Raw genomic sequence first — 25,136 nt, 5'->3', positions numbered from 1 at the left:
GCCATGTCGAAATCACCCCTCGCGGACAGAATTGATCAGGGTCGCGGCCTTGTCCCCGCCGATCTGGTGCTGAAGGGGGGGCGGGTCTTCGACCTGATCACCGGCGATCTGGTGGAAACCGACGTGGCGATCTGCGGCGACACCATCGTCGGGGTCTTCGGGACCTATGCGGGGCGGCGCGAGATCGACGTCTCGGGCCGGGTGCTGGTGCCGGGCTTCATCGACACGCATCTGCATGTGGAAAGCTCGCTGGTCACCCCGCACGAGTTCGACCGCTGCGTGACCCCGCGCGGGGTGACGACGGCGATCTGCGACCCGCACGAGATCGCCAATGTCTGCGGGATCGAGGGCATCCGCTTCTTTCTTGAGTCCGCATCGCAACTGGTGATGGACCTGCGGGTGCAGCTGTCGTCCTGCGTGCCCTCGACCCATATGGAAACGACCGGGGCGCGGCTGTCCGCAGCCGATCTGGTGCCCCTCATGGACCATCCCAAGGTCATCGGCCTGGCCGAGTTCATGAACTATCCCGGCGTGCTGATGAAGGATCCGGGCTGCCTGGAGAAGCTGGAGGCGTTCCGGGGCCGCCACATCGACGGCCACGCGCCCCTGCTGCGCGGGCTGGACCTGAACGGATATATCGCGGCAGGAATCCGCACCGAGCATGAGGCGACCACCCATGACGAGGGGCTGGAGAAGCTGCGCAAGGGGATGCGGGTGCTGATCCGCGAGGGCTCGGTCTCGAAGGACCTGCACGCGCTGGCGGGACTGCTCACCGAACGATTCGCCCCTTACCTCTGCCTCTGCACCGACGACCGGAACCCCTTGGACATCGGCGAGCATGGGCATCTCGACTACATGATCCGCACCGCCATCGAACTGGGGGCGCCGCCGCTGGCGGTCTACCGGGCGGCTTCCCTGAGCGCGGCCGAGGCCTTCGGGCTGAAGGACCGCGGCCTGATCGCGCCGGGCAAGCGGGCGGATATCGCGGTGATCGACAGCCTGGAGGGGTGCCATGCCAGCCTCGTGCTGGCGGGGGGCGTGGCGGCCGATGACGCGGCCTTCGCGGCGCGGGCCACGACGGCGCCCGTCGCCCGGCACTCGGTCAAGGCCCCGCCGGTCGGGGCCGGGGATTTCCGGACCGGGGGCAACCGGGCCGAGACGCCGGTGATCGGCATCCTGCCGGGCAAGATCATCACCGAGCACCGGACCTTCGACCTGGCCCCGCAGGACGGGGACAAGAAGCCGGACCTCGCGCGCGACCTGGTCAAGATCGCGGTGATCGAGCGGCATGGGGTGAACGGGAACCGGGCGACGGGATTCGTGCAGGGCTTCGGGCTGAAACGCGGGGCGATCGGCTCCACCGTCTGCCACGACCACCACAACATCGCGGTGGTGGGGGCGGATTACACCGACATGGCGCTGGCGGCGAACCGGCTGGGCGAGATCGAAGGCGGCTTCGTGGTGGTCGAGGGCGGCCGGGTGCTGGCCGAACTGGCGCTGCCGGTCGCCGGGTTGATGAGCCTGGACAGCTTCGAGGCGGTGCGGGAGCGCCTGGTGGCGCTGCGGGCTGCCGCACGGTCGCTGGGGGTGGTGCTGGAGGAGCCGTTCCTGCAACTCGCCTTCCTGGCCCTGCCGGTGATCCCGCATCTGAAGATCACCGATTTCGGGATGGTCGACGTGGATCGGTTCGAGGTGATGGCGTGAGGTCTGCCTAAGCGTCGGGGATCTGGAAAGGCTGCTCGCGGCCGGCGGGCGTCCGGATGGTGCGCTGTAGCGCACCCTGCGACAGGCGTCAGGCGTCGCGGACCGGGTTCTGGTCGATCAGGTAGCGCAGCGAGAGGGGGACGGCGGCGGCGCCGAGGGCGCGGGCCTGGGCCCCGACCGTGCCCTCGCGGATCGCGGGCGGCGCGATGCCGGAAAGGTCGAGGCGGTAGAGCGCGGCCTCGGTCCGCCGCGTCACCTCGGCCCGCACGGTGGCCGGCATCCAGCCGTCGATCAGCACCGCCTCGATCTCCAGCAGGGCGGAAGCGGTAAGCGCGGCCGCCGCCAGCCCCTCGGCCGCGCCGGTCATCCAGCCGTCCAGCAGCCCCTGGTCCACCTGCCAGCTTTCCGGGCTTTCCCAAAGCGGCGCCGAGGATCGGCCCGCCGCCTCGATCTGCGCGGCAAGGACCGAGATCGAGGCGACCGACAGAAGCCTGCGCATCCGCCCGTCCGGCCCGGGCACCGGCATCGGCCCCACGCCTGCGGCATTGCCCCCCCGCCCGGTGAAGAGCTGGCCGTTCAGCACCAGCCCGCCGCCGATGAAATAGCCGAAGTAGAAGTAGAGGAAATCCTTCGGCCGCTCGCCGGTGCCGAAGACGAGTTCCGCCCCGCAGGCGGCCGATCCGTCGTTCTGGACATGCACCGGCAACCCGGTCAGCGCCGCAAGCTCGGCCTGGATATCGCGGTGCCGCCAGGCATCCATCTCGGCCTGGGGGGCGCCGATCTGCTCGACCCAGGACCAGAGCTGGAACGGCATGGCCACCCCCATGCCCCCTACCCTTCCGCGCTGGCCCGGCGGCAGCGAGGCGAGGAGCGCCGGCAGGGCCTCGGCCACGAAGGCGGTCACGGCGTCGGGGGTGGGATAGCGATAGATGCTGCGCCGCGCGCCCCGGACCCGGCCCAGGAAATCGACCAGCGCAAGGTCGGCCGACCGCCGCCCGAGCTTCAGGCCGATGAAGAAGGCCCCCTCGGCATTCAGGGACATCGGCACCGAGGGCTGGCCGATCTTGCCCCGGATGGGTTCGCCCCGGACCAGAAGCCCGTCCTGTTCCAGCGCCCGCATGATGACGCTGACGGTCTGCGCCGAAAGCCCGGTCATCCGCGCGATGTCGGATTTCGCCAGCGCCCCGTGCTGGCGGACAAGGCTGAGCACCAGCCGTTCGTTCCAGGCCCGCATCCCCGACTGGTTCGAGCCGCGCAGCCCCATCGCCTCGGGGCCGGGGCGCGGATCTGGCGCGGGTTCGACATGGATCTTCAAGGCATGGGTCCTGCGGTGCATTTCACGCCAGAGTGGGTCGTAGCGGCCCGCCTTGTCAATAATAAATCAGAGTGATTTAATTATCTTGACGCAGCGACGGGAATCAGGTTTCCTTTACCGCGGCACGGGCAAGAACCCCGGCTGAGCGAAGACCTGTTCGTCGGGACCGGAAATGGCCCGATCCTTGGGAGGAACCACATGAAACTGATCACCAAAGCCCTGATGGGCGCGGGCGCGCTGGCGCTGTCGGCGGGCATCGCCTCGGCGCAGGACGGCGTTTCGGCCTGCCTGATCACCAAGACCGACACCAACCCGTTCTTCGTGAAGATGAAGGAAGGCGCCGAGGCCAAGGCGGCCGAACTGGGCGTGACGCTGAAATCCTATGCCGGCAAGATCGACGGCGACCATGAAAGCCAGGTCGCCGCCATCGAGGCCTGCGTGGCCGACGGCGCCAAGGGCATCCTGATCACCGCCTCGGACACCAAGGCGATCGTCGATTCGGTCAAGGCCGCGCGCGACGCGGGCGTGCTGGTCATCGCGCTGGACACCCCGCTTGACCCGATCGACGCGGCGGACGCGACCTTTGCCACCGACAACTTCCAGGCGGGCCTGCTGATCGGCCAGTGGGCCAAGGCGACGCTGGGCGATGCGGCGGCCGATGCGAAGATCGCGATGCTCGACCTCGGCATCAGCCAGCCCTCGGTCGACGTGCTGCGCGACCAGGGCTTCCTGACCGGCTTCGGCATCGACACCAAGGACATCGCCAAATGGGGCGACGAGGAGGATCCGCGCATCGTCGGCAACGAGGTCACCGCCGGCAACGAGGAAGGCGGGCTGAAGGCGATGGAGGCGCTTCTGGCCAAGGACGCCGGGATCAACGTGGTCTACACGATCAACGAACCCTCGGCCGCCGGCGCCTATGAGGCGCTGAAGGCCGCCGGCAAGGAAGGCGTGCTGATCGTCTCGGTCGACGGCGGCTGCCCCGGCGTGGCCGATGTGAAGGACGGCGTGATCGGCGCCACCTCGCAGCAATACCCGCTGATGATGGCGTCGCTGGGCGTGGAGGCGATCGCCAAATATGCCGCCGACGGCACCAAGCCCGCGCCGACCGAAGGCAAGGACTTCTTCGACACCGGCGTGGCGCTGGTGACGGACAAGCCGGTCGAGGGGGTCGACTCGATCGACACCGCCAAGGGCACCGAGCTTTGCTGGGGCTGAGCCCGTTTCGCGATTGATCGGTGCGGCCGGCATGGCCAGACTGCAGTCAGGGGCGGCCCTCGCGCCGCCCCTGATCCGAACCGGGCCCCGGGCCCTTGGGAGGGGATCGCATGTCCAACGACGCAAGGTCGGTCTCGGGCAGCTATGAGGCAGGCCTGAAGGGCGCTGCCGAGGCCGTGGCCGAGTTCCACGAGCCCGAAAGCGCGTTGAAGAAATTGCAGCACTGGCTGCACCAGACACCCTCGGCGGTGCCGATGATCGTGCTGGTGGTGGCGCTGCTGGTCTTTGGCGTCCTGGCCGACAATTTCTTCAAGGCGGGAACATTGTCGACGATCCTGCAACAGATCGCCATCGTCGGCATCCTGGGCTGCGCCCAGACCATCGTGGTTCTGACGGCGGGAATCGACCTGTCGGTCGGGGCGATCGCGGTGTTTTCCTCGGTGCTGATGGGGCAGATCACCTTCCGCTACGGGGTGCCGGCCGAGTTCTCCATTGTCATCGGCCTGATCCTCGGCACCGCGATGGGGGCCCTGAACGGTATCCTGATCGCCCGGCTGCGGCTGCCGCCCTTCATCGTGACGCTGGGGACCTGGCAGATCCTGCTGGCGGCGAATTTCATCTATTCCGCGAACGAGACCATCCGCTCCTCCGACATCCAGGAACAGGCCGCCGCGCTGCAACTCTGGGGCGGCTCGATCAACCCCGGCGGGGTGAAGGTGCTTTACGCCGTCTTCCTGATGATCGCGCTGGTGGCGGTCATGGCCTATGTGCTGCGCCACACCGCCTGGGGCCGGCACGTCTATGCCACCGGCGACGATCCGGCGGCGGCCGAACTGGCGGGGGTGCCGACCAGACGGGTGCTGGTCCAGGTCTACGCCCTGGCGGGGCTGTTCTGCGCCATCGCGGGCTGGGTGATGATCGGCCGCTTCGGCTCGGTCTCGCCCACCGCCTCGACCGGGCAGCTTGGCAACATCCAGTCGATCACCGCCGTGGTGATCGGGGGGATCTCGCTGTTCGGCGGGCGCGGCAGCATCGTCGGGATGTTCTTCGGCGCGCTGATCGTCGGCGTCTTCGAGATGGGCCTGCGCCTGGTCGGCACCGACCCGCAATGGACCTTCTTCCTCATCGGCGTGCTGATCATCTTCGCCGTGGCCGTGGACCAGTGGATCAGAAAGGTGGCTGGCTGATGGAACCCATCCTCAAGGCGCGCGGGCTGACCAAACGCTACGGCAAGGTCACCGCGCTGAACGACTGCGACTTCGAGCTGATGCCGGGCGAGATCCTGGCCGTCATCGGCGACAACGGCGCGGGGAAATCGACGCTGATCAAGGCGATCTCGGGCGCGGTGGTGCCGGACGAGGGCCAGATCTGGCTGGACGGCCAGGAAGTCGCCTTCAGGACCCCGATCGAGGCCCGCGCCGCCGGGATCGAGACGGTCTACCAGACCCTTGCCATGTCCCCTGCCCTGTCGATCGCCGACAACATGTTCATGGGCCGCGAACTGCGCGCGCCGGGGATCATGGGCAGCCTGTTCCGCAAGCTCGACCGTCCCCGGATGGAGAAATTCGCGCGCGAGAAGCTGAGCGAACTGGGGCTGATGACGATCCAGAACATCAACCAGGCGGTGGAAACCCTGTCGGGCGGCCAGCGCCAGGGGGTGGCGGTGGCGCGCGCGGCGGCCTTCGGCTCCAAGGTGGTGATCCTGGACGAACCGACGGCGGCGCTTGGCGTCAAGGAAAGCCGCCGGGTGCTGGAGCTGATCCGCGACGTCAAGAACCGGGGGATTCCGATCATCCTGATCAGCCACAACATGCCGCATGTGTTCGAGATCGCCGACCGCATCCACATCCACCGGCTGGGGCGCAGGCTCTGCGTGATCAGGCCGCAGGATTACAGCATGTCGGACGCGGTGGCCTTCATGACCGGCGCGAAACTGCCCGAAGGCGTCACCGAACTGGCCTGACCTTCGGCAGCGGCAAGATCAGAACGGCGCCCGCCTGTCTCTGCGGTGCCCGGCCCGAGGCTTCGGCCCGGCAGGAAATGGCAGTCCCCGCCCGCGCGGCCGGAGCCTCCGGCGGGGATATTTCTTCCAGTATGAAAGACCTGAGTGCTTTCATACTGGTGCAAATATCCTGGGGGTTTGGGGGTGAAACCCCCAACGCCCGAGGAGGAGGCGAAGCCCGACGACGAGACAGGAGGCTTGCGCGGAACGCGCTCGATTCAGCGGCCGTCCGTCACCCGGCGGCTTCGTCTGCCTCGTAGGCCTCGATGATCCGGCCGACCAGCGGGTGGCGCACCACGTCGCGCGAGGTGAAATAGTTGAAGCTGACGCCCTTCACCCCCTTCAGGATCCGCTCCGCATCGGCCAGGCCCGAGGCCGTGCCGCGCGGCAGGTCGACCTGGGTGCGGTCGCCGGTGATCACCATGCGGCTGCCCTCGCCCAGGCGGGTCAGGAACATCTTCATCTGCATGGTGGTGGCGTTCTGCGCCTCGTCCAGCACGATGAAGGCGTTCGACAGCGTCCGGCCGCGCATGAAGGCCAGGGGCGCGATCTCGATCCGCTTTTCCTGCATCAGCTTTTCCACCTGCTTCGACGGCAGGAAGTCGTTCAGCGCGTCGTAGAGCGGCTGCATATAGGGATCGACCTTCTCCTTCATGTCGCCGGGCAGGAAGCCCAGACGCTCCCCGGCCTCGACCGCCGGGCGCGACAGGACGATCTTCTCGACCGCGCCGGAGATGAACATGGTCACGCCCACCGCGACGGCGAGATAGGTCTTGCCGGTCCCGGCCGGACCGATGCCGAAGCCGAGTTCATGCTGGAACAGGTTGGCGACATAGGCCTTCTGGGCCTCGGTCCGGGGCTCGATCGGCTTCTTGCGGGTGCGCAACTCCATCCCGGTCGAGAACAGCTCGATCTGCTCGGCGCTGTCGGCATCGACCGGGCGGCCCATGCGCAGCGCGCCGTCGATGTCGCCCGCGGCCACGCCGCGGCCCGATTCAAGCCGGGCGTAAAGCGAACGCAGCACCGCGGCCGCCTGCTCGCGCGCCGGTTTCTCGCCGATGACTGCCAGGCGGTTGCCGCGCCGCAGGATATGCACCCCCATCTGGTGCTCGATCTGGGCGAGATTGCGGTCGAATTCGCCGCAAAGGTCGATCAGCAAGCGGTTGTCGGGAAATTCGAGGACGGTCTCGACGATATCCTCGGCGGTCGGGGGGGTCAGCGCGCTGATGCCCAAGCGGGCGCTCCTTCTCTCAAGGGCCACAGGATGAAGTCTGCGCCCGGACACGAACTCTGGCAAGGGAAACCCGCTGCCCCCACAATTTGTTGCGCTTCAGGGTGCAATTTTTGTGACGCCGGCCGCAAAAAGACGAGGGGGCCCCGGCCGCGCCGGAGCCCCCTTTACCGTCGCGCCGGATCAGTCGGTCTGCGCCGGACCGGAGACGCGGTCGGGGAAGGGCGCCGAGGCGGTCTCGTAGACGCCAAGGACCGTGCCGGGGGGATATTTGCCGTCGCAGACCGGCAGGCCGGTCTTCGGGTCGAAGCGCGGCGAGGCATAGCCCTCGATCCCGTCGTCGATGATCCAGACCTGGCAGCCATCCGGGTCATAGGCGATGGCGGCGACGCCGTCCCTCAGCGAGACATTGTCGACGCCCTGGTCCTGGCCGGTGGCGATGACCGAGTCGGGACCGCCATAGCCTTCGGTCCCCTCGAAGCCGAAGCCCTCGGTATAGCCGCCGCAGCCCGACAGGGCGGCGGTGATGGCCAGCGCAAGCGCGGCACGCGGATGGTGTCTTCCTGCAAGCATCATCTGGTCAGCCCTTCTTGCAGACGACTTCGACACGGCGATTGGCGGCCATGCCTTCATCCGTGGCGTTCGTGGCGACGGGCCGGGTCTCGCCCTGGCCGGTGACATTCTCGACCACGGCGCCGACGGAACGGGCGACCTCGGCCACGCTGGCGGCGCGGGCCTCGGAGAGGGCCTGGTTGTCGTCCGTGCTGCCGCGGCTGTCGGTATGGCCGGTGATGATGTAGGAAAAGGCGTCCGAACTGGTGAAGAAGGCTTCCAGCTTGCGCCGCCCCTCGTCGGTCAGCGTGGCGCTGGCGGTGGCGAAATGGGCATCCGCCCGGGCGGTGAGGCAGCTTGTCTCTTGCAGGCAGACCGGCTTGCCGGTCCGCGGGTCGCGGCGCGGCACCATATAGCCTTCGGTCCCGCCGTCGGCCCACCAGTGCTGGCAGCCGTCCGCGTCGATCCAGACTCCCCATTCGATCTTGCCCGTGACCGGCGCCTCCTGCGCCATGGCCATCGGAGCGACAGCAAGGCATATGCCTGCCAGGGCCAACGCGAAGGCGCGCCGCGACCTGCTTCCGTTACTCACACCGAACTCCCTTCAACCCGCCCCACTTTCCAAGACCCGCCCGAGTTAAGCAGGGCGAGGCGGCAAAAGAGAAGCCGTCTCGTCGCCGCCGGCCTGCGTTTCCGGGGGATAACTCGATGGCCGGGCGGGATTGGGCGGCCGCCGCGGCGGTCAGAGCGGCTCGGCGGCCAGCGAGTTCGTGGAGGAGGCGGTGATGCGGACACGGACCAGCTGGCCGATTCGGCCCGCCGGATCCTGGACGTGGACGGCGTGGAGGTGGTCGGACTTGCCCACCATCTGCCCCTCCTTGCGACCCGGCTTCTCGTAAAGGACCGAGACCTCGCGCCCGACCATCGCCTCTTGCGCGGCGCGTTGCTGGGCGGTGACCAGGGCCTGAAGCTCGTGCAGGCGGGCATCGGCGATCCCGGCCGGGACCGGGGGCTTTTCGGCGGCCGGGGTGCCGGGGCGGGCGGAATAGCGGAAGCTGAAGGCGGCGCCGTAGCCGACGGCGCGGATCAGCTCCATCGTGGCCTGGAAGTCGGCATCGGTCTCGCCGGGGAAGCCCACGATGAAATCCGAGGACAGCAGGATGTCGGGCCGCGCCGCCCGGATGCGCTCGATCAGGCGCAGGTAGCTCTCGGCGCTGTGCTTGCGGTTCATCGCCTTGAGGATGCGGTCGCTGCCGGACTGCACCGGCAGGTGCAGATAGGGCATCAGCTGCGGCAACTCGCCATGGGCGGCGATCAGCTCGTCGTCCATGTCGTTGGGGTGGCTGGTGGTATAGCGGATGCGCGCCAGCCCCTCGATCTTCGCCAGCTCGCGCACCAGCCGGGCGAGGCCCCAGCTGCCCCCCTGCCCTTCGCCGTGATAGGCGTTGACGTTCTGGCCCAGCAGCGTGATCTCTCGCACGCCCTGCGCGACCAGCGCCCGCGCCTCGTCCAGCAGCCGTGCCGCGGGGCGGCTGACCTCGGCGCCGCGGGTATAGGGCACCACGCAGAAGGCGCAGAACTTGTCGCAGCCTTCCTGCACGGTCAGGAAGGCGGTCGGGCCGCGCAGGGCCTTGCGCGCGGGCAGCAGGGTGAACTTGTCCTCGACCGGAAAGTCGGTGTCGACCTGCCGCCCCCCGGCCTCGACCATGGCGGGCAGGCGGTGATAGGCCTGCGGGCCGACCACGAGGTCGACGACGGGCGAGCGGCGCAGGATCTCCTCGCCCTCGGCCTGCGCGACGCAGCCCGCGACGCCGACCTTCATCCCCGGACGCGCGGCCTTCAGCGCGCGCAAGCGGCCAAGGTCGGAATACAGCTTCTCGGACGCCTTCTCGCGGATGTGGCAGGTGTTGAGAAGGACCATGTCCGCCTCCTCGACCGCCTCGGTCGTCACATAGCCCTTCGCGCCCAGGGCCTCGGCCATGCGTTCGGAGTCGTAGACGTTCATCTGGCAGCCGTAGGTCTTGACGAACAGCTTCTTGGCGTCGGTCATGGGCCATGTCCTTTCGGGATGACCGGCCGTTTACACCCTGACGCCGGGCGCGGCAACGCCGGGTTCAGGTCGCGGCGGTCACGACGCCGGGACCGTCGCCGGGATATTGCGGCAGGCCGTCGCCGATCGCATAGAACCCGGGCCGGCCAGCGGTGCAGATGTGGTGGCCGGGGTGCAGGCAGTCCGGCCGGTCGAAGGCCCCCGCCAGGATCGCATAGCGCGCCTCATGGTTCGGCTTCCAGAACAGAAGCGTCCCGCAGGTGCCGCAAAAGCCGCGCCGGGCGAAGTCCGAGGCGGCGAACCAGGTGATCTCGGCCTCGCCCTCCAGCGTCAGCCGGTCGGCGGGGATGCTGGTGGCGGCGAAATACAGCCCCGACTGGCGGCGGCATTGCGAGCAATGGCAGAACACCACCTCGCGCAGCGGGCCATGGGTGGTGAACCGCACCTTGCCGCAAAGGCAGCCCCCCGTCTCGTGTTCGCTCATCCTGCCCTCCAATCTCCGCACGGCCAGGCTGGCAGCAAACGGCCGCTGCCGACCCGACAAAGCCGACACCGGCGGCCGGCGAGACGACACCTTGCGCCGCCGCCCCGGATCGCGGAATCTGGCGCCATGCGCTATCCCTCGCTTGCCTCGCTTCTGGCCGCCAAGGCCCCGGATCTTGCCAGGGGGCCCCTGTCGCTGGTCATGGCCGAGGATGCGGTCGAGGTCGCTTCGACCCTCGCGCACCAGCTGAAATGCGGCTTCCGCGACGTGGTGCTGTTGGCGCCCGAAGGGATCACGCCGGGGCCGGAGCTTTCCGACCGGGTCCATGTCGTCACCCATGACGTCTTTGCCGAGGATGCGCTGGTCGGCGCCGTCAACCAGATGATCGACCGGGTCGCTGGGGCCTGGCTGCACTACTGCCACAACACCGAATACCTGTTCTTCCCCTTCTGCGAGACGCGGCGCGTCGGCGAGATGCTGACCTTCCACGCCGAGGAACGGCGCGAGGCGATGCTGACCTATGTCATCGACCTTTACGCCGGCGACCTTGGCGCCCATGGCAATGCGGTCGACCTGCAGGACTGCTGGCTCGACCGCTCGGGCTATTACGCGCTGGCCCGCAAGGACCCGGCGCGGCACAATCACCCGAAAGAGCGCCAGCTGGATTTCTACGGCGGCCTGCGCTGGCGCTTCGAGGAGCATGTCCCCCCGGCCCGGCGGCGGATCGACCGGATCTCGCTGTTCCGCGCCAGGCCGGGCCTGCGGCTTCTGCCCGACTTCACCCTGTCGGAAGAGGAGATGAACACCTATGCCTGCGCCTGGCATCACAACCTGACGGCGGCCGTCTGTTCCTTCCGCACCGCCAAGGCGCTGCGCAGCAATCCCGGCTCGCGCCATGCGATCCCCGGCTTCCGTTGGCACAACTCGGCCCCGTTCCGCTGGGAGAGCCAGCAGTTGATGGACCTTGGCCTGATGGAGCCGGGGCAATGGTTCTGACCCCTTGTCGGGGGGCGGCCCGAGGCGCGACGCGGCATCGGCCGCCTTTCGCTGCGGGCAAGCGGTGCGGGCGGGGGCTACCCCCGGTCCCGCCCGGCGCGTCTCAGGCCTTGCGCAGGCGGATCACCACATCGACGCGGGAGACGGCCATCCCCTCGGGCACCTTCGGCAAGGAGGCGATGCTGAGTTCCTCGGCCGGGGCGTCGGTCAGGCTGTGGCTGTCTTCCCAGTAGTAATGCGGATGATCGTCGGTGCGGGTGTCGAAATAGCTTTTCGAGCCATCGACCACGACCTCGTTCATCAGGCCGGCCTCGCAGAAGGCGCGCAGCGTGTTGTAGACGGTGGCAAGGCTGACCCCCTCGCCCGCAGCGCGCGAGGCGGCGTGCAGGCTTTCGGCGGTGACATGCCGGTTCTCGCCATCGCCGACCAGAAGCTCGGCCAGGGCGATGCGTTGCCGCGTCGGGCGCAGCCCGGCCGAGGCCAGCCATGCGGTGCTGCGCTGCGTCTGCCGGGGATCAAATGCCTGGGTCATCGGTTTTCCTGTGCATCCCTCCATATAAGGGGTTCTGCGGCCCGGTTTCAAACCCTAATCCCCCACCCGGCAAGGTGACGCACCCCAAGGCCGGGCGGGCTGGACGCCGGGCGGGCCAGACTTGCCACTCTTCGCGCCCGGATGCTAATCAGGACCAGATGTAACGAGGGGATCACGAGCGATGGCGTCCTATCCGACCTTTTTCGACAAGGAGGCGCTGCTCGCCTGCTCGCGGGGGGAGCTTTTCGGCCCCGGCAACGCGCAATTGCCCGCGCCGCCGATGCTCATGATGGACCGGATCACCGACATCTCCGAAGACCGGGGCGAGCATGGCAAGGGCCATGTCGTGGCCGAATTCGACATCACGCCCGACCTCTGGTTCTTCGCCTGCCACTTTCCCGGCAACCCGATCATGCCGGGCTGCCTGGGGCTGGATGGCCTGTGGCAGCTGACCGGCTTCAACCTCGGCTGGCGCGGCTGGCAGGGGCGCGGCTATGCGCTTGGCGTGGGCGAGGTCAAGCTGACCGGCATGGTGCGGCCGGACCGCAAGAAGCTGACCTATTTCGTGGATTTCACCAAGGCGATCCAGACCCGCCGCCTGACGATGGGCGTGGCGGACGGGCGCGTCGAGGCGGATGGCGAGACGATCTATCTCGTCAAGGACATGAAGGTCGCGCTGAGCGAGGCCTGAGTCACGGTCCCGCATCGCGGGGATGCAGCGTCATGCCGGGGAACGGGGGCAACCAGCCCTCGCGCCGGATGCACCATAGCTCATAGGTCGGTCGGAACTGGTCGGGGGCGTCGAGGGTGCCGAGGTTGACCTCGACCTCGTCGCCGCTGCGGCCCAGGACCGAGGAGCCGCAGGCCGGGCAGAAGCAGCGGCCCTGGTAGTCGCGCAACTCTCCCGTCACCCTGACGGCCGGGGCCGGGAAGATCGCCGAGGCGTGGAACAGCGTGCCGTGGTGCTTGCGGCAGTCGAGGCAATGGCAGATGCCCACCCGCAGCGGCGGTCCCGCCGCCGTCAGCCGCACCGCGCCGCATTGGCATCCGCCGGTCACCGGGTCCATGAGCGCACCTCCTGCCCCGCAGGATCGGCCCGCAAGGCCCGGCGCGCAAGACCGAAAACGGGGCCCGCGCGGGGCCCCGCCCGACGGGCGTCAGATCACGCCCAGCATCCGCATCGCCTCGGCCACCCGGACGAAGCCCGCGATGTTGGCGCCCAGCACATAATCGCCCGGCGCGCCGTATTCCTCGGCGGTGGCGTGGCAGGTGTCGTGGATGTTGCGCATGATCGTGGCCAGCCGCGTCTCGGTCTGCTCGAAGGTCCAGCTGTCGCGGCTCGCGTTCTGCTGCATCTCCAGCGCCGAGGTCGCGACCCCGCCCGCATTCGCCGCCTTGCCCGGCGCGAACAGCACCCCGGCCTCCTGGAAGATGCGCACGGCTTCCGGCGTGCAGGGCATGTTCGCGCCCTCGCCCACCGCGATCACGCCGTTCTTCACCAGCGCCGTCGCATCCTTGCCCGACAGCTCGTTCTGCGTGGCCGAGGGCATGGCGACATCGCAGGCCACGTCCCAGACCGACCCCTTGTCGGCCGGCACGAAATGCACCCCCGCCCCGCGGCGACGGGCATATTCCGAGATCCGCTCGCGCCGGACGTCCTTGACCTCCTTCAGAAGCGCGAGGTCGATCCCGGCCTCGTCCACGACATAGCCGCTGGAATCCGAACAGGCGAGGACCTTGCCGCCGAAGGACTGGACCTTCTCGATCGTGTAGATCGCGACATTGCCCGACCCCGAGACCACGACGCGCTTGCCGTCGAACGAGGTGCCCCTGGTCTGCAGCATCGCCTGGACGAAATAGGTGTTGCCGTAGCCCGTCGCCTCGGTCCGCGCGCGCGAGCCGCCATAGGCCAGCGCCTTGCCGGTGAAGACCCCGGCCTCGTAGCGGTTGTTCAGCCGCTTGAACTGGCCGAACATGTAACCGATCTCGCGGCCGCCGACGCCGATGTCACCGGCCGGCACGTCGGTATATTCACCGATGTGACGATGCAGCTCGGTCATCAGCGACTGGCAGAAACGCATGATCTCGGCATCGGACTTGCCCTTGGGGTCAAAGTCCGACCCGCCCTTGCCGCCGCCGATCGGCATGCCGGTCAGCGCGTTCTTGAAGGTCTGCTCGAAGCCGAGGAACTTGATGATCCCCACGTTCACCGACGGATGGAACCGCATCCCGCCCTTGTAGGGACCGATGGCCGAGTTGAACTGCACCCGGAAGCCGCGGTTGATCTGCACCCGGCCCTTGTCGTCGACCCAGGGAATGCGGAAGATGATCTGACGCTCGGGCTCGCAGATCCGCTCGATCAGGGCGAGGTCGAGGTATTGCGGATGCTTGGCCACCACACGGCCAAGGCTTTCAAGCACTTCATGGACGGCCTGGTGGAACTCCGGCTCGCCGGCATTGCGCCGGATCACCTCGGCCAGGATCGGCTGAAGCTTTTCGTCAATCTTGTTCATCGCTGCACTTTCGGGCGGGATTGGACTGGGATGTATCCGGTCAAGGCCGGGCAGACCTCCCGCCTAGAGCAATTTCCCGGCAGACTGAAAGGTATTTTCCCCATTTCCTTGCAAAAAAACGACACGCCGCGCCGAACTGGCGAAGAATCGCGACGCATGGCCGCAGGCGGTCGGCGGGATGCGCGGCTTTCGGGACGCATCCGGCAGCGGCACTCTGCCCCGGCGGGGGAATCGGCGGCCCGCGGCGTGCCAACCTCCTTGCCCACTCCCCCCCTCTGCCCTAAACAGACCTGAAGTCACGAAGGGAGGCCGCATGCGCCGCGTCGTCATCACCGGGATCGGGATCGTCTCGTCCATCGGCAATTCGGCCGCCGAGGTCGAGGCCAGCCTTCGCGCCGGGAAATCCGGCATCGTCTTCGCCCCCGACTATGCCGAGCATGGCTTCCGCTGCCGCGTCCACGGCCAGCCGAACATCGTGCTGGAGGATCATATCGACAAGCGCGACCTGCGCTTCATGGGCGATGGTGCCGCCTATACCTTCATCGCGATGGACCAGGCGGTGAAGGACTCCGGCCTTTCCGAGGCCGACATCTCGAACGACCGCACCGGCATCATCGTCGGCTCCGGCGGGCCGTCGACCAAATCCTTCTTCAAGGCGCACAACATCGTGCGCGAGACCGGCAGCCCCAAGCGCATCGGCCCCTTCGGCGTGACCAAGGGCATGTCCTCGACCGTCTCGGCCTGCCTGGCGACGCCGTTCAGGATCAAGGGCGTGAACTACTCGATCACCTCGGCCTGCTCGACCAGCGCGCATTGCATCGGCAACGGCACCGAACTGATCCAGATGGGCAAGCAGGACATCGTCTTCGCCGGCGGCGGCGAGGAGCTGGACTGGACGCTCTCCTGCCTGTTCGACGCGATGGGCGCGATGTCGTCGAAATACAACGACGCCCCGGAAACCGCCTCGCGCACCTATGACGCCAACCGCGACGGCTTCGTGATCGCGGGCGGCGGCGGCATCGTCGTGCTCGAGGAACTGGAGCACGCCCTGGCGCGCGGCGCGAAGATCTATGCCGAGGTGACGGGCTACGGTGCGACCTCGGACGGGCATGACATGGTGGCCCCCTCGGGCGAGGGCGGCGAACGCGCGATGCGGCTGGCGCTCTCGACCCTGCCGCAGGGGCGCAAGGTCGATTACATCAACAGCCACGGCACCTCGACCCAGGTCGGCGACATCGTCGAGGTCGAGGCCATCCGCCGCGTCTTCGGCCGCGGCGCCACGCCGCCGATCGCCTCCACCAAGTCGCTCACCGGCCATTGCCTGGGAGGCGCGGGCGTGTGGGAGGCGATCTATTCGCTGCTGATGATGAACGGCAGCTTCATCGCCGCCTCGGCCAATGTCATCACCCCCGACCCCGCGCTGGACCCCGGCGAGATCGTGACCAGCCTGCGCGAGGGCGTCGAGATCGACTCGGTCCTGTCGAACAGCTTCGGCTTCGGCGGCACCAACGCCACCCTCGTCATGTCCAAGTATCTCGGGTAACGCATCATGGCCGAACTGATGAAGGGCAAGCGCGGGCTTGTCATGGGCGTGGCGAACGAGCGTTCCATCGCCTGGGGCATCGCATCCGCCCTGGCGGCCGAGGGGGCGGAGCTTGCGTTCAGCTACCAGGGCGAGGCTTTCGGCAAGCGGGTGCAACCGCTGGCGGCCAGCGTCGGCTCGGACCTGCTGATCGACGTGGACGTGACCGACGAGGACAGCCTCGACGCCTGCTTCGCCGAGATCGGCCGCCGCTGGGGCACGCTGGACTTCATCATCCACGCCATCGCCTTTTCCGACAAGAACGAGCTGACCGGGCGCTTCATCAATACGACCAAGGGCAACTTCCTGAACTCGCTGAACATCTCCTGCTTCAGCTTCATCGACGTCGCCCGCCGGGCCGAGGCGCTGATGCCCCAGGGCGGCACGCTGATCACCCTGACCTTCCAGGGGTCGAACAAGGTGGTGCCGAACTACAACGTGATGGGCGTGGCCAAGGCGGCGCTGGAATCGGCGACGCGCTATCTGGCGAACGACCTCGGGCCGCAGAAGATCCGGGTGAACGCGATCTCGCCCGGCCCGATGAAGACGCTGGCCGGATCGGCCATCGGCGGCGCGCGGGCCACCTTCCGCCATACCGAGGACAATGCCCCGCTGCGCGCCAATGCGACGCTGGAGGCGATCGGCGGCACGGCGGTCTGGCTCTGCTCGGACTATGGCGCCTGCACGACGGGCGAGATCGTCCATGTCGACGGCGGCTTCCACATCCTCGGGATGCCGCAGGCCGACAACCTGTGATCGACCCATCCCCGGTCGGCTGGCCTCCCCGTCGGCCAGCCCGCGACGCGTGAAGAGGCCATCGGCCGGATGGCAGGCCGGATATCAGGGCGGTGGAAGTCCCTGACGAATCCTTAACGCCCGCGGCCAACCCCTTGATTGCAAAGGGAAGCGAGGCGCTGTCCACTGTGGACAGGCAAGTCGGATCCGGACAGGAAGGCTGGAGCGGGTGACGGGAATCGAACCCGTGTCTCTAGCTTGGAAGGCTAGGGTCTTACCATTACACAACACCCGCGCTGCCTTTCAGATAGCATCGCCCCGCCCCGACCTCAAGCCTTGGCCCGCGGAATCTGCGCCCGCCGGCGGCAGGATCGGCCCCTGCCCCCCTCGCGGCCCGGATCCCTCGTCGTTCGACTTCGTCTCCTCCTCGGCAGACCCCGCGCGAGGAGTGACGAAGTCATCGACGAGCAGAGACCCGGTTACTGCCCCAGCTTCCTGATCCGCCCCTCGACCGCGACATTCACCGTGCCCAGCTTCTCGACATAGGCCATCACGTCATTGGCCACGAGCTGCCCGGTCGGCCCGTCCGTCAGGATCCGTCCGCCGCCCAGCGCGGCATAGCCGTCGCCGCCGCCCAGGATGTAATCGTTGACCGCGACCTTGTAGAGCTTGTCGGCCTCCAGCGGCGCGCCCCCCACCATGACCTCGCTGACCCGCGACCCCGCCGGGGCCGAGGCGTCGAAGGCATAGGTCAGGCCCGAGACCTGGGCGAAGCGACCCGCGCCGTTCTCGACCTGGCTCACCCCGTTTTCCAGCGCCAGCAGCACCTGGCTGCCCGGCAGTTCCGTCACCACGGTGACGTTGCCGAAGGGCAGTTCGGTCAGGATGTCGCGCCGCGTCAGCTTGCGCCCCGCCTCATAGGTCGTGTCGCCCCGGATGCCGCCACCGTTCATGATCGCGATATCCGCCCCCGTCGCGTCCCGCATCGCATCGGCGATCAGGTTGCCCATCGTCGCTTCCTCGGCCCGCACCACGTTACGGCGGCTGTCCAGCGGCGCCTCGACCGTGCCGATCTCGACATTCAGGTTCTGGTCCATCGTCGCCCGCAGCTTGTCGGCCATCGCGACCGATTCCGGGTCGGGCTCCACCGTCGCCGTGTCGATGAAGCGGAAGGCCGGGGTCCAGCTGATCTCGCGCTTGCCGTCCTTCTCCTCGACCTCGACCGCCAGGTCGATGGGCGTCAGGAACTGCCCGTCGATACTGGTCTCGACATAGGCCGTCCGCCCGTCATAGGCCGTGGCATAGGAATGGTCGTCGCCCGACAGGATCACGTCGAAGGCCCCGCTCGCCATCAGCGCGCGGTCGTTCTCCATGTTGGTCTGCACCACGCCGACGACGATATCCGCCCCCTCCTCGCGCGCCTTCTCGGCCGCCGCGACGCCGGTCTCGACCGTCGGCAGGAACTTCAGGCTGCCGGTCGAGCTGACCTCGGGCGAGGTATCCTGCGCCACCGGGATCAGCGCCACCTTCAGGCCGCCGACCTCCTTCACCATGACGCCGCCCAGCCCCTCGATGACCGACCCGTCGTCATTGGTGATGTTGATCGCCGCCCAGGGGTATTTCGAGGCCTTCATCTTCTGGAAGAAGTTCTCCGGGCCGAAATCGAACTCGTGGTTGCCCGGCACCGCCAGGTCGAAGGGCACCAGGTTGGTGAAGTCGATGGTGTTCTGGCCCTGGTCGAACCCCGAGGCCAGCGAGGGCGAGAGCATGTCGCCGTTGAACAGGTAGAGCGTGTTCGGATTCGCCGCGCGCTCGGCCCTGGCCACCGCGTTCAGCCGGGCGAAACCGCCGCGGCCGTCCTCCTCCTCGAAATTGTAGACGTCCCCCACGCCCAAGAGCGTCAGCTTCACCGTCTCGGCCTGCGCCGCCGAGGCCATCAGTGCCACGACAACCGCCAATCTCGAAATCCCATGCATCGCGAGTCTCCTTTTGATCGGTCCCCGAGGTCGAGACTGCGCCAGATTCCGCGCCGCTGTCAAAGCCGCGTTGTGCGTGGCCAGCCCGACTCGCGTGCTGGGGGCGCGGCGACACAACCCCTGGTAAGTGCGGCATATTGCCGCCGCAAATTAACCTTTCGTTAACCCCGATCCAGTCACCGAACGGCCGTGTCACGCGCGCAAAAGTATGGCTTGAACGACGAAAGGAATAGCAATAAAACAATTGCTGCTTGCGTGTACTTTCGTAACGATTGCGTTGAGTGCCAGTGCGGAAACAAAAGGCCCGAATGAGTGTCATTATTCCGACAAGAAAGATAACAATGACGAAGGATGGATGAGGTCGGATTGCGCCCAAAGTTCGGGCGACCACAACGCGCCATCCCGCCATCCGGTCGGGCCGGGGACCAAGCCGGATCCGGTGCCGACGCCCGAACCGGACGTCGAGGAACCGGACCCGCAACCGGAGCCTGAACCAACCCCGGATCCTGGTCCGACCCCAGACCCGGAACCGACCCCGGATCCTGGTCCGACCCCGGATCCGGAACCGGCTCCGGACCCGGAACCGGAACAGACGCCGGACCCGTCCCCCGACGATGGGAACAACGGCCACGGCAACGATCCGGGCGGCGACGACCCCAGCAACCCCGGCCAGGGTCAGGACAATGGCAATGGCAACCCGGGTCAGGGTAACGGCAATGGCAACGGGAACCAGGGCCAAGGCAATGGCGATCCGGGAAGCCAGGGCGACAACGGCCACGGCAACGATCCGGGCGGCGACGACCCCAGCAACCCCGGCCAAGGTCAGGACAATGGCAATGGCACCCCGGGCCAGGGTAACGAAAACGGTAACAACGGCAACAACGGTAACAACGGGAACAACGGGAACGGGAACCAGGGCCAAGGCAATGGCAATCCGGGAAGCCAGGGCGACAACGGCCACGGCAACGATCCGGGCGGCGTCGATCCCAGCAACCCCGGCCAGGGTCAGGCCAATGGCAACCCGGGCCAGGGTAACGGTAACGGTAACAACGGTAACAACGGTAACGGTAACGGTAACGGTAACGGTAAAGGCAAGGGCAAGAACAACTGACGCCCGGCAACAAGGGACACGGCGCGCCGGGCGCGCCGTGTCCGATTTTCCGGCTGTGAGCCGCCGCATACCGGCGCCGGACGACGGGCTCCATTGCCAGCATCCCCGAGCTTCGCTATTTCGGCAGCCATGCTCATCCTCAAGATCCTCCGCCGCTCCGAATGGGATGCCTTCCGCGCCGCCGGCGAGACGCTGGGCGCGCCGGTGGACCTTGCCGACGGCTTCATCCATTTCTCGACCCCCGCCCAGGTCGCCGAGACCGCCGCCAAATGGTTCGCCAGCGAAAGCGACCTGGTGCTGGTGGCCTTCGACCCCGACCGGCTCGGTCCGGAACTGAAATGGGAGCCTTCGCGCGGCGGACAGCTTTTCCCGCATCTCTACCGGCCGCTGAAACTGGAGGAGGTGGTCTGGGACAAGTCCCTGCCGCTGGGCGCCTCTGGCCATATCTTCCCCGAGGGCCTGTTGTGAGCCTCCTGGAACGCACGGGCCTGGCACTTCTGCACCGGCTCGACCCCGAGCGCGCGCATGGCCTGTCGCTGCGCGCCCTGCGCTCGGGCCTGGCTCCGCTGCCCGGCCCGGTGACCTCGTCCCGGCTGGCGACCACGCTTGCGGGTCTGGCGCTGCCGAACCCGGTGGGCCTTGCGGCGGGCTATGACAAGAACGCCGAGGCCATCGCCCCCCTCGCGCGCGCGGGCTTCGGTTTCATCGAGGTCGGCGCCGCCACCCCCCTGCCGCAGCCCGGCAATCCGCGGCCGCGCCTGTTCCGGCTGACCGAGGATCGCGCCGCGATCAACCGCTTCGGCTTCAACAACCAGGGCGCCGAGGCGATCGCGGCCCGGCTTGCCCGCCGCACCCCCGGCCCGGTCCCGGTCGGGCTGAACCTTGGCGCGAACAAGACCAGCGAGAACCGCGCCGCCGATTTCGCCCGCGTGCTGGCGCTTTGCGGCCCGCATGTCGATTTCGCGACGGTCAACGTCAGCTCGCCCAATACCGAGAAACTGCGCGACCTGCAGGGCCCCGCCGCCCTTGCGGCGCTGCTGGCCGGAGTGATGGAGGCCCGCGCCACCCTGCCGCGCCCGATCCCCGTCTTCCTGAAGATCGCCCCCGACCTTACCCAGGGCGAACTGGCGCAGATCGCCGGGGTCGCACTACAGGCGGGGCTTTCGGGCATCATCGCCACCAACACCACACTCTCGCGCGAAGGTTTGAAATCTGCAAATCGAGAGCAGCAGGGCGGGCTTTCCGGCGCGCCATTGTTCGAAAAGTCCACCCGCGTGCTGGCGCAATTGTCGCAACTGACCGAGGGCAGGCTGCCCCTGATCGGGGTCGGCGGCGTGGCCACGGCCGAGCAGGCCTATCAGAAGATCCGCGCCGGGGCCTCGGCGGTGCAGCTTTACACCGCCATGGTCTATGAGGGGATCTCGCTTGTCCCGCGGATCGCGACCGGCCTTGACGCACTCCTGGCCCGCGACGGCTTTGCCAGCGTCGCCGACGCCGTGGGGACCGGCCGCACCGGCTGGCTCTGATCAAGAAGCCAATGGGCCGGGGGGCGTGAACCCCCCGGGGCCCACCGCAGTCAGAATGCCTTGAAGGTCATCGTCGTCAGCGTCCGCTGGATGCCCGGGATGTCGAACAGCCGGGACGACAGGTAATGGCCCACGTCCTGATCCTCGGGGATATAGACCTTGGCGATCAGGTCGTAATCGCCGCTGGTCGAGTAGAGTTCGCTCACCACCTCACGGTCCCAGATCGCATCGGCGACCTCATAGGTCTGGCCGGGGGTGCAGCGGAACTGGACGAAAACCAAAGCCATGTGGAAGCTCCTTCTTTGCGCAAAGGATAGGCCAGTTGCCGCGCAAGCTGAACAGCGGGCGCCAAAATTTTTCGACGAAAAATTTTGGCTACTCCCCCGCGTCCAGCGCCAGGGGGGCGGGCGGGCGCTTCAGGTCCTCGATCGACAGCGGCGCCTGCGGCCGGGCGAGGCGATTGCGGACCACCCAGTAAAGCCGGTGCTGCGCCCGGGTGATCGCGACATAGGCCAGCCGCTTCCAGAGCGGCACCCCGGCCTCGGACCGGCCCGACCAGGCGGCGGCGGAAAGGTCGGGGGCAAAGACCTGCACCTCCTCCCACTGGCTGCCCTGCGCCTTGTGGATCGTCACCGCCGCCCCGTGCAGGAAGGCCGCCCCCATCCGCGCCGCATGCGGGATGAAGGGTTCCTCCTCGTCCGGCTTCTCGATCTTGATGATGCTGGCCGCCGAAACCTGCGGCTCCAGCGCCCCGACTACATGCAGCCGCGCGAATCCGTCGCGGGTGCCCTCGCCCAGATAGATCACCTGCGCGCCCTTGATCAGGCCCCGCGCCTCCAGGTCGTTGCGCTTGTTGCGGTGCTTCAGTGGCAGTTCGATCCCGTCGCAGATCAGGGGTTCGCCCGGCAGCAGCCGGTCCTCGGGCGCGCCATAGGCGCCGCGGAAGGCCTGGATCAGCCGCACCCGCGTCGCGTTGCGCCAGACAAGGACCGGAGAGCGCGCCATCAGCCCCGCTTCCACCCGCTCCGCCCAGACCACCCGGTCGTCCCCTTGGGCCTTTTCCCGCACCATCGCCTGGAAATCGTCGAACCCCAGCCCCTCGTCGGCCAGGGCATGGGCGAGGTCGAGGATCGGGTTGTCCTGCGTCTGGCGGTGGATGCGGTGCAGGATCAGCTTGCGGCCTTCGGGCAGCCGGTCGAACACCATCTCGCCCGACTGCCCGACCGGGGCCAGCTGCGCCGGATCGCCGAACAGCACCAGCGTCGGGAAAATCTCGCGCAGATCCTCGAACTGGCGTTCGTCCAGCATCGAGCTTTCGTCGACGAAGCCCACGTCCAGCGGCTCCTCGCGCCGCTTCCAGCCCTTGATGAAATCGCTGCCCTTCAGCCCCGCCGCCGCCAGCGCGCCGGGGATCGACGCTACCTGCTGGTAGAAGGCATGCGCCCGGTCCAGAGCCAGGTCGGTCAGCCCGGCGATTGCCAGGTTGCCTGCCACCGGCCGCGTCCCGGTCCCGGCCAGCCATTCGGCAATCTTCTCGTATTCCGGGTCATAGACCGGGGTATAGAGAATCCGGTGGATCGTCGTCGCGGGAACCCCGCGCAGCCGCAACACGCTGGCCGCCTTGTTCGTCGGGGCAAGGATCGCCAGCGTCCGGCGGTCCTTGCGCTTCTTGCCCTCGTAATCGCCCGAGATCACCTCGACCCCGGCCGCCTTCAAGCCCTTGTAAAGCTCGGCCAGCAGCATGGTCTTGCCGGATCCGGCCTTGCCCACCACCGCCAGAACGGATGTCCGCCCCTCGGCCGCAGGCGCAAGCGTGCCCTCGGCCAGGTCGATCCCCGCCCCCAGAAGGGCGGCGGCCAGGCGGTCGTAGGCTTCGGCCTGGTCGTCGGAAAAGGTCAGCGCGGGCAGTTGCATCGCCGCAACCTAGCCCTTTCGCGCGCCGGGCGTAAGGTCAATGCGCAGGCCGGGACAGGCGCGGCGGAACGGGGAATTCCTCGCCATCAGCCAGGGCCACCTCCCAGCGCGCCATGGCCAGCGTCTCCTTCAGCTTCAGGGCCAGTTCTTGCAGGTCATTGCTTTCGGCATAGGCGTGCAGGTCCGACAGCACATCGAAAATCCAGTCGTGGCGCATGAACCCCTCGGGTCGATCCAGCTTGCGGCGGCCGAGAGACTGCACCCGTCCCCGCGGCAATGCCAGAGGGTCCGGGTCAGGCAACCCCGCGGCGACAGGTTCGCCGCCGCGGGTAAATCCATGATTAACGGTTGTGGATCAGCGGCCCCCGCTCGCCTCCAGCGTATCCGCAAAGGTCCGAAGCCCGGTCCGCGGCGCCTGCACCAGCACCGCCATGTTGCCCGGCTTGTGCTGGTTCTTCCACATCAGCGTATGCGCGCGCGGGATCTCGGCCCAGGGGAATACCTCGGACATGCAGGGATCCAGCCGCCGCTCGCACATCAGCTTGTTCGCCGCCGCCGCCTGTTTCAGATGCGCGAAGTGGCTGCCCTGCAACCGCTTCTGGTGCATCCACATGTAGCGCACGTCGAAAGTGCAGTTGAAGCCGCTGGTCCCGGCGCAGATCACCACCATGCCGCCCTTCTTGCAGACCAGCGACGAGACCGGGAAAGTCGCCTCGCCCGGATGCTCGAACACCATGTCGACGTTCACGCCCTTGCCGGTGATGTCCCAGATCGCCTTGCCGAAGCGGCGGGCCTCCTTCAGCCAGGTGTTGTATTCCTCGCTGTTGACCTTGGGCAGTTGGCCCCAGCACTTGAATTCGTTGCGGTTGATGACGCCCTTCGCGCCCAGGCCCATGACGAAATCGCGCTTGGTTTCATCGCTGATGACGCCGATCGCATTCGCCCCCGCCGTATTGATCAACTGGATCGCATAGGAGCCGAGGCCGCCCGAGGCCCCCCAGACCAGCACGTTCTGCCCCGGTTGCAGGTCATGCGGCGCATGGCCGAACAGCATCCGGTAGGCCGTCGCCAGCGTCAACGTGTAGCAGGCCGATTCCTCCCATGTCAGGTGGCGCGGACGCGGCATCAACTGCTGCGCCTGCACCCGGGTGAACTGGCTGAAGCTGCCATCCGGCGTCTCATAACCCCAGATCCGCTGGCTGGGCGAGAACATCGGGTCGCCGCCGTTGCATTCCTCGTCGTCGCCGTCGTCCTGGTTGCAGTGGATCACCACCTCGTCGCCGACCTTCCAGCGTTTGACCTTGTCGCCCACCGCCCAGACGATCCCCGCGGCATCCGAGCCGGCGATGTGATACTCCGCCTTGTGCCCGTCGAACGGGCTGATCGGCTGGCCCAGTCCGGCCCAGACGCCATTGTAGTTGACGCCCGCCGCCATCACCAGGACCAGCACCTCGTGGCTGTCGATCTTCCAGGTATCGACGACCTCCTGCACCATGGCCTGTTCGGGCGGCCCATGCCGGTCGCGGCGGATCGCCCAGGCATACATCTTCGCCGGCACATGGCCGAGCGGCGGCATTTCGCCCAGTTCGTACAGGTCCTTCTTCGGAGCGTCGTAGATCACGGGTGCGTTTTGCGTATCCAAAGCCAACAGAGCCTCCAACCAGATGCCGCGCCGCAGAATCGCCGCGCTGTTTC

At 67.7% G+C, this 25,136-nt stretch carries 25 protein-coding genes and 1 tRNA gene; 11 read left to right on the top strand and 15 right to left on the bottom strand.

Translation table 11 applies throughout. The features are described 5' to 3' along the window. Positions 1–3 precede the first annotated feature (3 nt). Positions 4–1,704, top strand: coding sequence for an adenine deaminase (ade, locus tag ACE3UA_RS10270; RefSeq protein WP_374644750.1), 1,701 nt, complete (start codon positions 4–6; stop codon positions 1,702–1,704). A gap of 88 nt (positions 1,705–1,792) precedes the next feature. On the opposite strand, the gene ACE3UA_RS10265 is transcribed toward ade, so the two are convergent. Continuing rightward, the gene (locus tag ACE3UA_RS10265) at positions 1,793–2,968 is read right to left on the bottom strand and encodes an ROK family protein (RefSeq protein ID WP_374644876.1); all 1,176 of its coding nucleotides are present in this window, start codon (positions 2,966–2,968) and stop codon (positions 1,793–1,795) included. Between the two features lie 249 nt (positions 2,969–3,217). On the opposite strand from ACE3UA_RS10265, the gene ACE3UA_RS10260 reads away from it, so the two are divergent. The 3 genes from ACE3UA_RS10260 to ACE3UA_RS10250 all read left to right on the top strand — a co-directional run bounded on the left by ACE3UA_RS10260 (position 3,218) and on the right by ACE3UA_RS10250 (position 6,200). Beyond that, a complete protein-coding gene (locus tag ACE3UA_RS10260; RefSeq protein ID WP_374644748.1) occupies positions 3,218–4,237 on the top strand; it encodes a sugar ABC transporter substrate-binding protein in 1,020 nt (339 codons plus the stop codon). Positions 4,238–4,347: 110 nt separating this feature from the next. Beyond that, on the top strand, positions 4,348–5,424 hold the full coding sequence (locus tag ACE3UA_RS10255) for an ABC transporter permease (RefSeq protein ID WP_374644745.1): 1,077 nt from the start codon (positions 4,348–4,350) through the stop codon (positions 5,422–5,424). Continuing rightward, positions 5,424–6,200 carry an ATP-binding cassette domain-containing protein gene (locus ACE3UA_RS10250; protein ID WP_374644743.1) on the top strand — a complete coding sequence of 259 codons (777 nt, stop codon included), beginning with the start codon at positions 5,424–5,426 and terminating at the stop codon, positions 6,198–6,200. Before ACE3UA_RS10255 ends, ACE3UA_RS10250 begins: the two co-directional genes overlap by 1 nt. A gap of 271 nt (positions 6,201–6,471) precedes the next feature. Here ACE3UA_RS10250 and ACE3UA_RS10245 read toward each other — a convergent pair whose 3' ends face one another. The 5 genes from ACE3UA_RS10245 to ACE3UA_RS10225 all read right to left on the bottom strand — a co-directional run bounded on the left by ACE3UA_RS10245 (position 6,472) and on the right by ACE3UA_RS10225 (position 10,556). Then, positions 6,472–7,473, bottom strand: a complete 1,002-nt coding sequence (locus tag ACE3UA_RS10245; protein WP_374644741.1) for a PhoH family protein — start codon at positions 7,471–7,473, stop codon at positions 6,472–6,474. Positions 7,474–7,653: 180 nt separating this feature from the next. Further along, on the bottom strand, positions 7,654–8,046 hold the full coding sequence (locus tag ACE3UA_RS10240) for a hypothetical protein (RefSeq protein WP_374644739.1): 393 nt from the start codon (positions 8,044–8,046) through the stop codon (positions 7,654–7,656). A gap of 4 nt (positions 8,047–8,050) precedes the next feature. Further along, on the bottom strand, positions 8,051–8,542 hold the full coding sequence (locus ACE3UA_RS10235) for an OmpA family protein (RefSeq protein ID WP_374644737.1): 492 nt from the start codon (positions 8,540–8,542) through the stop codon (positions 8,051–8,053). 222 nt (positions 8,543–8,764) lie between these two features. Beyond that, positions 8,765–10,072, bottom strand: a complete 1,308-nt coding sequence (gene miaB / locus ACE3UA_RS10230) for a tRNA (N6-isopentenyl adenosine(37)-C2)-methylthiotransferase MiaB (RefSeq protein ID WP_374644735.1) — start codon at positions 10,070–10,072, stop codon at positions 8,765–8,767. Positions 10,073–10,136: 64 nt separating this feature from the next. Next, the gene (locus ACE3UA_RS10225) at positions 10,137–10,556 is read right to left on the bottom strand and encodes a GFA family protein (protein ID WP_374644733.1); all 420 of its coding nucleotides are present in this window, start codon (positions 10,554–10,556) and stop codon (positions 10,137–10,139) included. Positions 10,557–10,682: 126 nt separating this feature from the next. Here ACE3UA_RS10225 and ACE3UA_RS10220 point away from each other — a divergent pair, with 126 nt between their 5' ends. Next, on the top strand, positions 10,683–11,552 hold the full coding sequence (locus ACE3UA_RS10220) for a hypothetical protein (protein ID WP_374644731.1): 870 nt from the start codon (positions 10,683–10,685) through the stop codon (positions 11,550–11,552). A gap of 103 nt (positions 11,553–11,655) precedes the next feature. On the opposite strand, the gene irrA is transcribed toward ACE3UA_RS10220, so the two are convergent. Further along, a complete protein-coding gene (gene irrA / locus ACE3UA_RS10215; protein WP_374644729.1) occupies positions 11,656–12,084 on the bottom strand; it encodes an iron response transcriptional regulator IrrA in 429 nt (142 codons plus the stop codon). A gap of 181 nt (positions 12,085–12,265) precedes the next feature. Between irrA and fabA the strand changes: the two genes are divergently transcribed. Continuing rightward, a complete protein-coding gene (gene fabA / locus ACE3UA_RS10210) occupies positions 12,266–12,775 on the top strand; it encodes a bifunctional 3-hydroxydecanoyl-ACP dehydratase/trans-2-decenoyl-ACP isomerase (protein WP_374644727.1) in 510 nt (169 codons plus the stop codon). A gap of 1 nt (position 12,776) precedes the next feature. On the opposite strand, the gene ACE3UA_RS10205 is transcribed toward fabA, so the two are convergent. After that, positions 12,777–13,151: a GFA family protein gene (locus ACE3UA_RS10205; RefSeq protein ID WP_374644725.1), complete on the bottom strand. Its 375-nt coding sequence runs from the start codon at positions 13,149–13,151 to the stop codon at positions 12,777–12,779. A 90-nt stretch (positions 13,152–13,241) separates the two neighbouring features. After that, complete coding sequence (gene gdhA / locus ACE3UA_RS10200) at positions 13,242–14,597, bottom strand: NADP-specific glutamate dehydrogenase (protein WP_374644723.1); 1,356 nt, start codon at positions 14,595–14,597, stop codon at positions 13,242–13,244. Between the two features lie 313 nt (positions 14,598–14,910). Here gdhA and fabB point away from each other — a divergent pair, with 313 nt between their 5' ends. Both fabB and ACE3UA_RS10190 read left to right on the top strand, forming a co-directional pair. Next, the gene (gene fabB / locus ACE3UA_RS10195; RefSeq protein ID WP_374644721.1) at positions 14,911–16,140 is read left to right on the top strand and encodes a beta-ketoacyl-ACP synthase I; all 1,230 of its coding nucleotides are present in this window, start codon (positions 14,911–14,913) and stop codon (positions 16,138–16,140) included. Between the two features lie 6 nt (positions 16,141–16,146). Further along, positions 16,147–16,935 carry an enoyl-ACP reductase gene (locus ACE3UA_RS10190; RefSeq protein ID WP_374644720.1) on the top strand — a complete coding sequence of 263 codons (789 nt, stop codon included), beginning with the start codon at positions 16,147–16,149 and terminating at the stop codon, positions 16,933–16,935. A gap of 200 nt (positions 16,936–17,135) precedes the next feature. On the opposite strand, the gene ACE3UA_RS10185 is transcribed toward ACE3UA_RS10190, so the two are convergent. Both ACE3UA_RS10185 and ACE3UA_RS10180 read right to left on the bottom strand, forming a co-directional pair. Then, positions 17,136–17,209 (bottom strand) — tRNA-Gly (locus tag ACE3UA_RS10185). Positions 17,210–17,393: 184 nt separating this feature from the next. Next, a complete protein-coding gene (locus tag ACE3UA_RS10180) occupies positions 17,394–18,890 on the bottom strand; it encodes a bifunctional UDP-sugar hydrolase/5'-nucleotidase (protein ID WP_374644718.1) in 1,497 nt (498 codons plus the stop codon). 244 nt (positions 18,891–19,134) lie between these two features. On the opposite strand from ACE3UA_RS10180, the gene ACE3UA_RS10175 reads away from it, so the two are divergent. The 3 genes from ACE3UA_RS10175 to ACE3UA_RS10165 all read left to right on the top strand — a co-directional run bounded on the left by ACE3UA_RS10175 (position 19,135) and on the right by ACE3UA_RS10165 (position 21,527). Beyond that, positions 19,135–20,001 (top strand): hypothetical protein, encoded by an 867-nt coding sequence (locus ACE3UA_RS10175; RefSeq protein WP_374644716.1) that lies wholly within the window; start codon positions 19,135–19,137, stop codon positions 19,999–20,001. Between the two features lie 129 nt (positions 20,002–20,130). Beyond that, positions 20,131–20,469, top strand: a complete 339-nt coding sequence (locus tag ACE3UA_RS10170; RefSeq protein WP_374644714.1) for a DUF952 domain-containing protein — start codon at positions 20,131–20,133, stop codon at positions 20,467–20,469. Beyond that, complete coding sequence (locus tag ACE3UA_RS10165) at positions 20,466–21,527, top strand: quinone-dependent dihydroorotate dehydrogenase (protein WP_374644712.1); 1,062 nt, start codon at positions 20,466–20,468, stop codon at positions 21,525–21,527. The genes ACE3UA_RS10170 and ACE3UA_RS10165 overlap by 4 nt, the downstream gene beginning before the upstream one ends. Before the next feature lie 50 nt (positions 21,528–21,577). Here the strand turns inward: ACE3UA_RS10165 and ACE3UA_RS10160 are convergent, their stop codons facing one another. The 4 genes from ACE3UA_RS10160 to ccrA form a co-directional block, all read right to left on the bottom strand. Beyond that, a complete protein-coding gene (locus ACE3UA_RS10160; RefSeq protein WP_374644710.1) occupies positions 21,578–21,814 on the bottom strand; it encodes an Lrp/AsnC ligand binding domain-containing protein in 237 nt (78 codons plus the stop codon). An 88-nt stretch (positions 21,815–21,902) separates the two neighbouring features. Continuing rightward, entirely contained in the window at positions 21,903–23,441 is a 1,539-nt protein-coding gene (locus ACE3UA_RS10155) for an ATP-dependent RecD-like DNA helicase (protein ID WP_374644708.1), read from the bottom strand. A gap of 37 nt (positions 23,442–23,478) precedes the next feature. Continuing rightward, positions 23,479–23,703 (bottom strand): hypothetical protein, encoded by a 225-nt coding sequence (locus tag ACE3UA_RS10150; RefSeq protein ID WP_374644706.1) that lies wholly within the window; start codon positions 23,701–23,703, stop codon positions 23,479–23,481. Positions 23,704–23,796: 93 nt separating this feature from the next. Then, entirely contained in the window at positions 23,797–25,089 is a 1,293-nt protein-coding gene (gene ccrA, locus ACE3UA_RS10145) for a crotonyl-CoA carboxylase/reductase (protein ID WP_374644704.1), read from the bottom strand. Between the last annotated feature and the right edge of the window lie 47 nt (positions 25,090–25,136).

Source organism: Tabrizicola sp., from assembly GCF_041919135.1.
Taxonomy (GTDB): Bacteria; Pseudomonadota; Alphaproteobacteria; order Rhodobacterales; family Rhodobacteraceae; genus Tabrizicola.
Note: the sequence above shows the minus strand (reverse complement) of the source record. Positions and strands in the feature narration are given on the sequence as shown.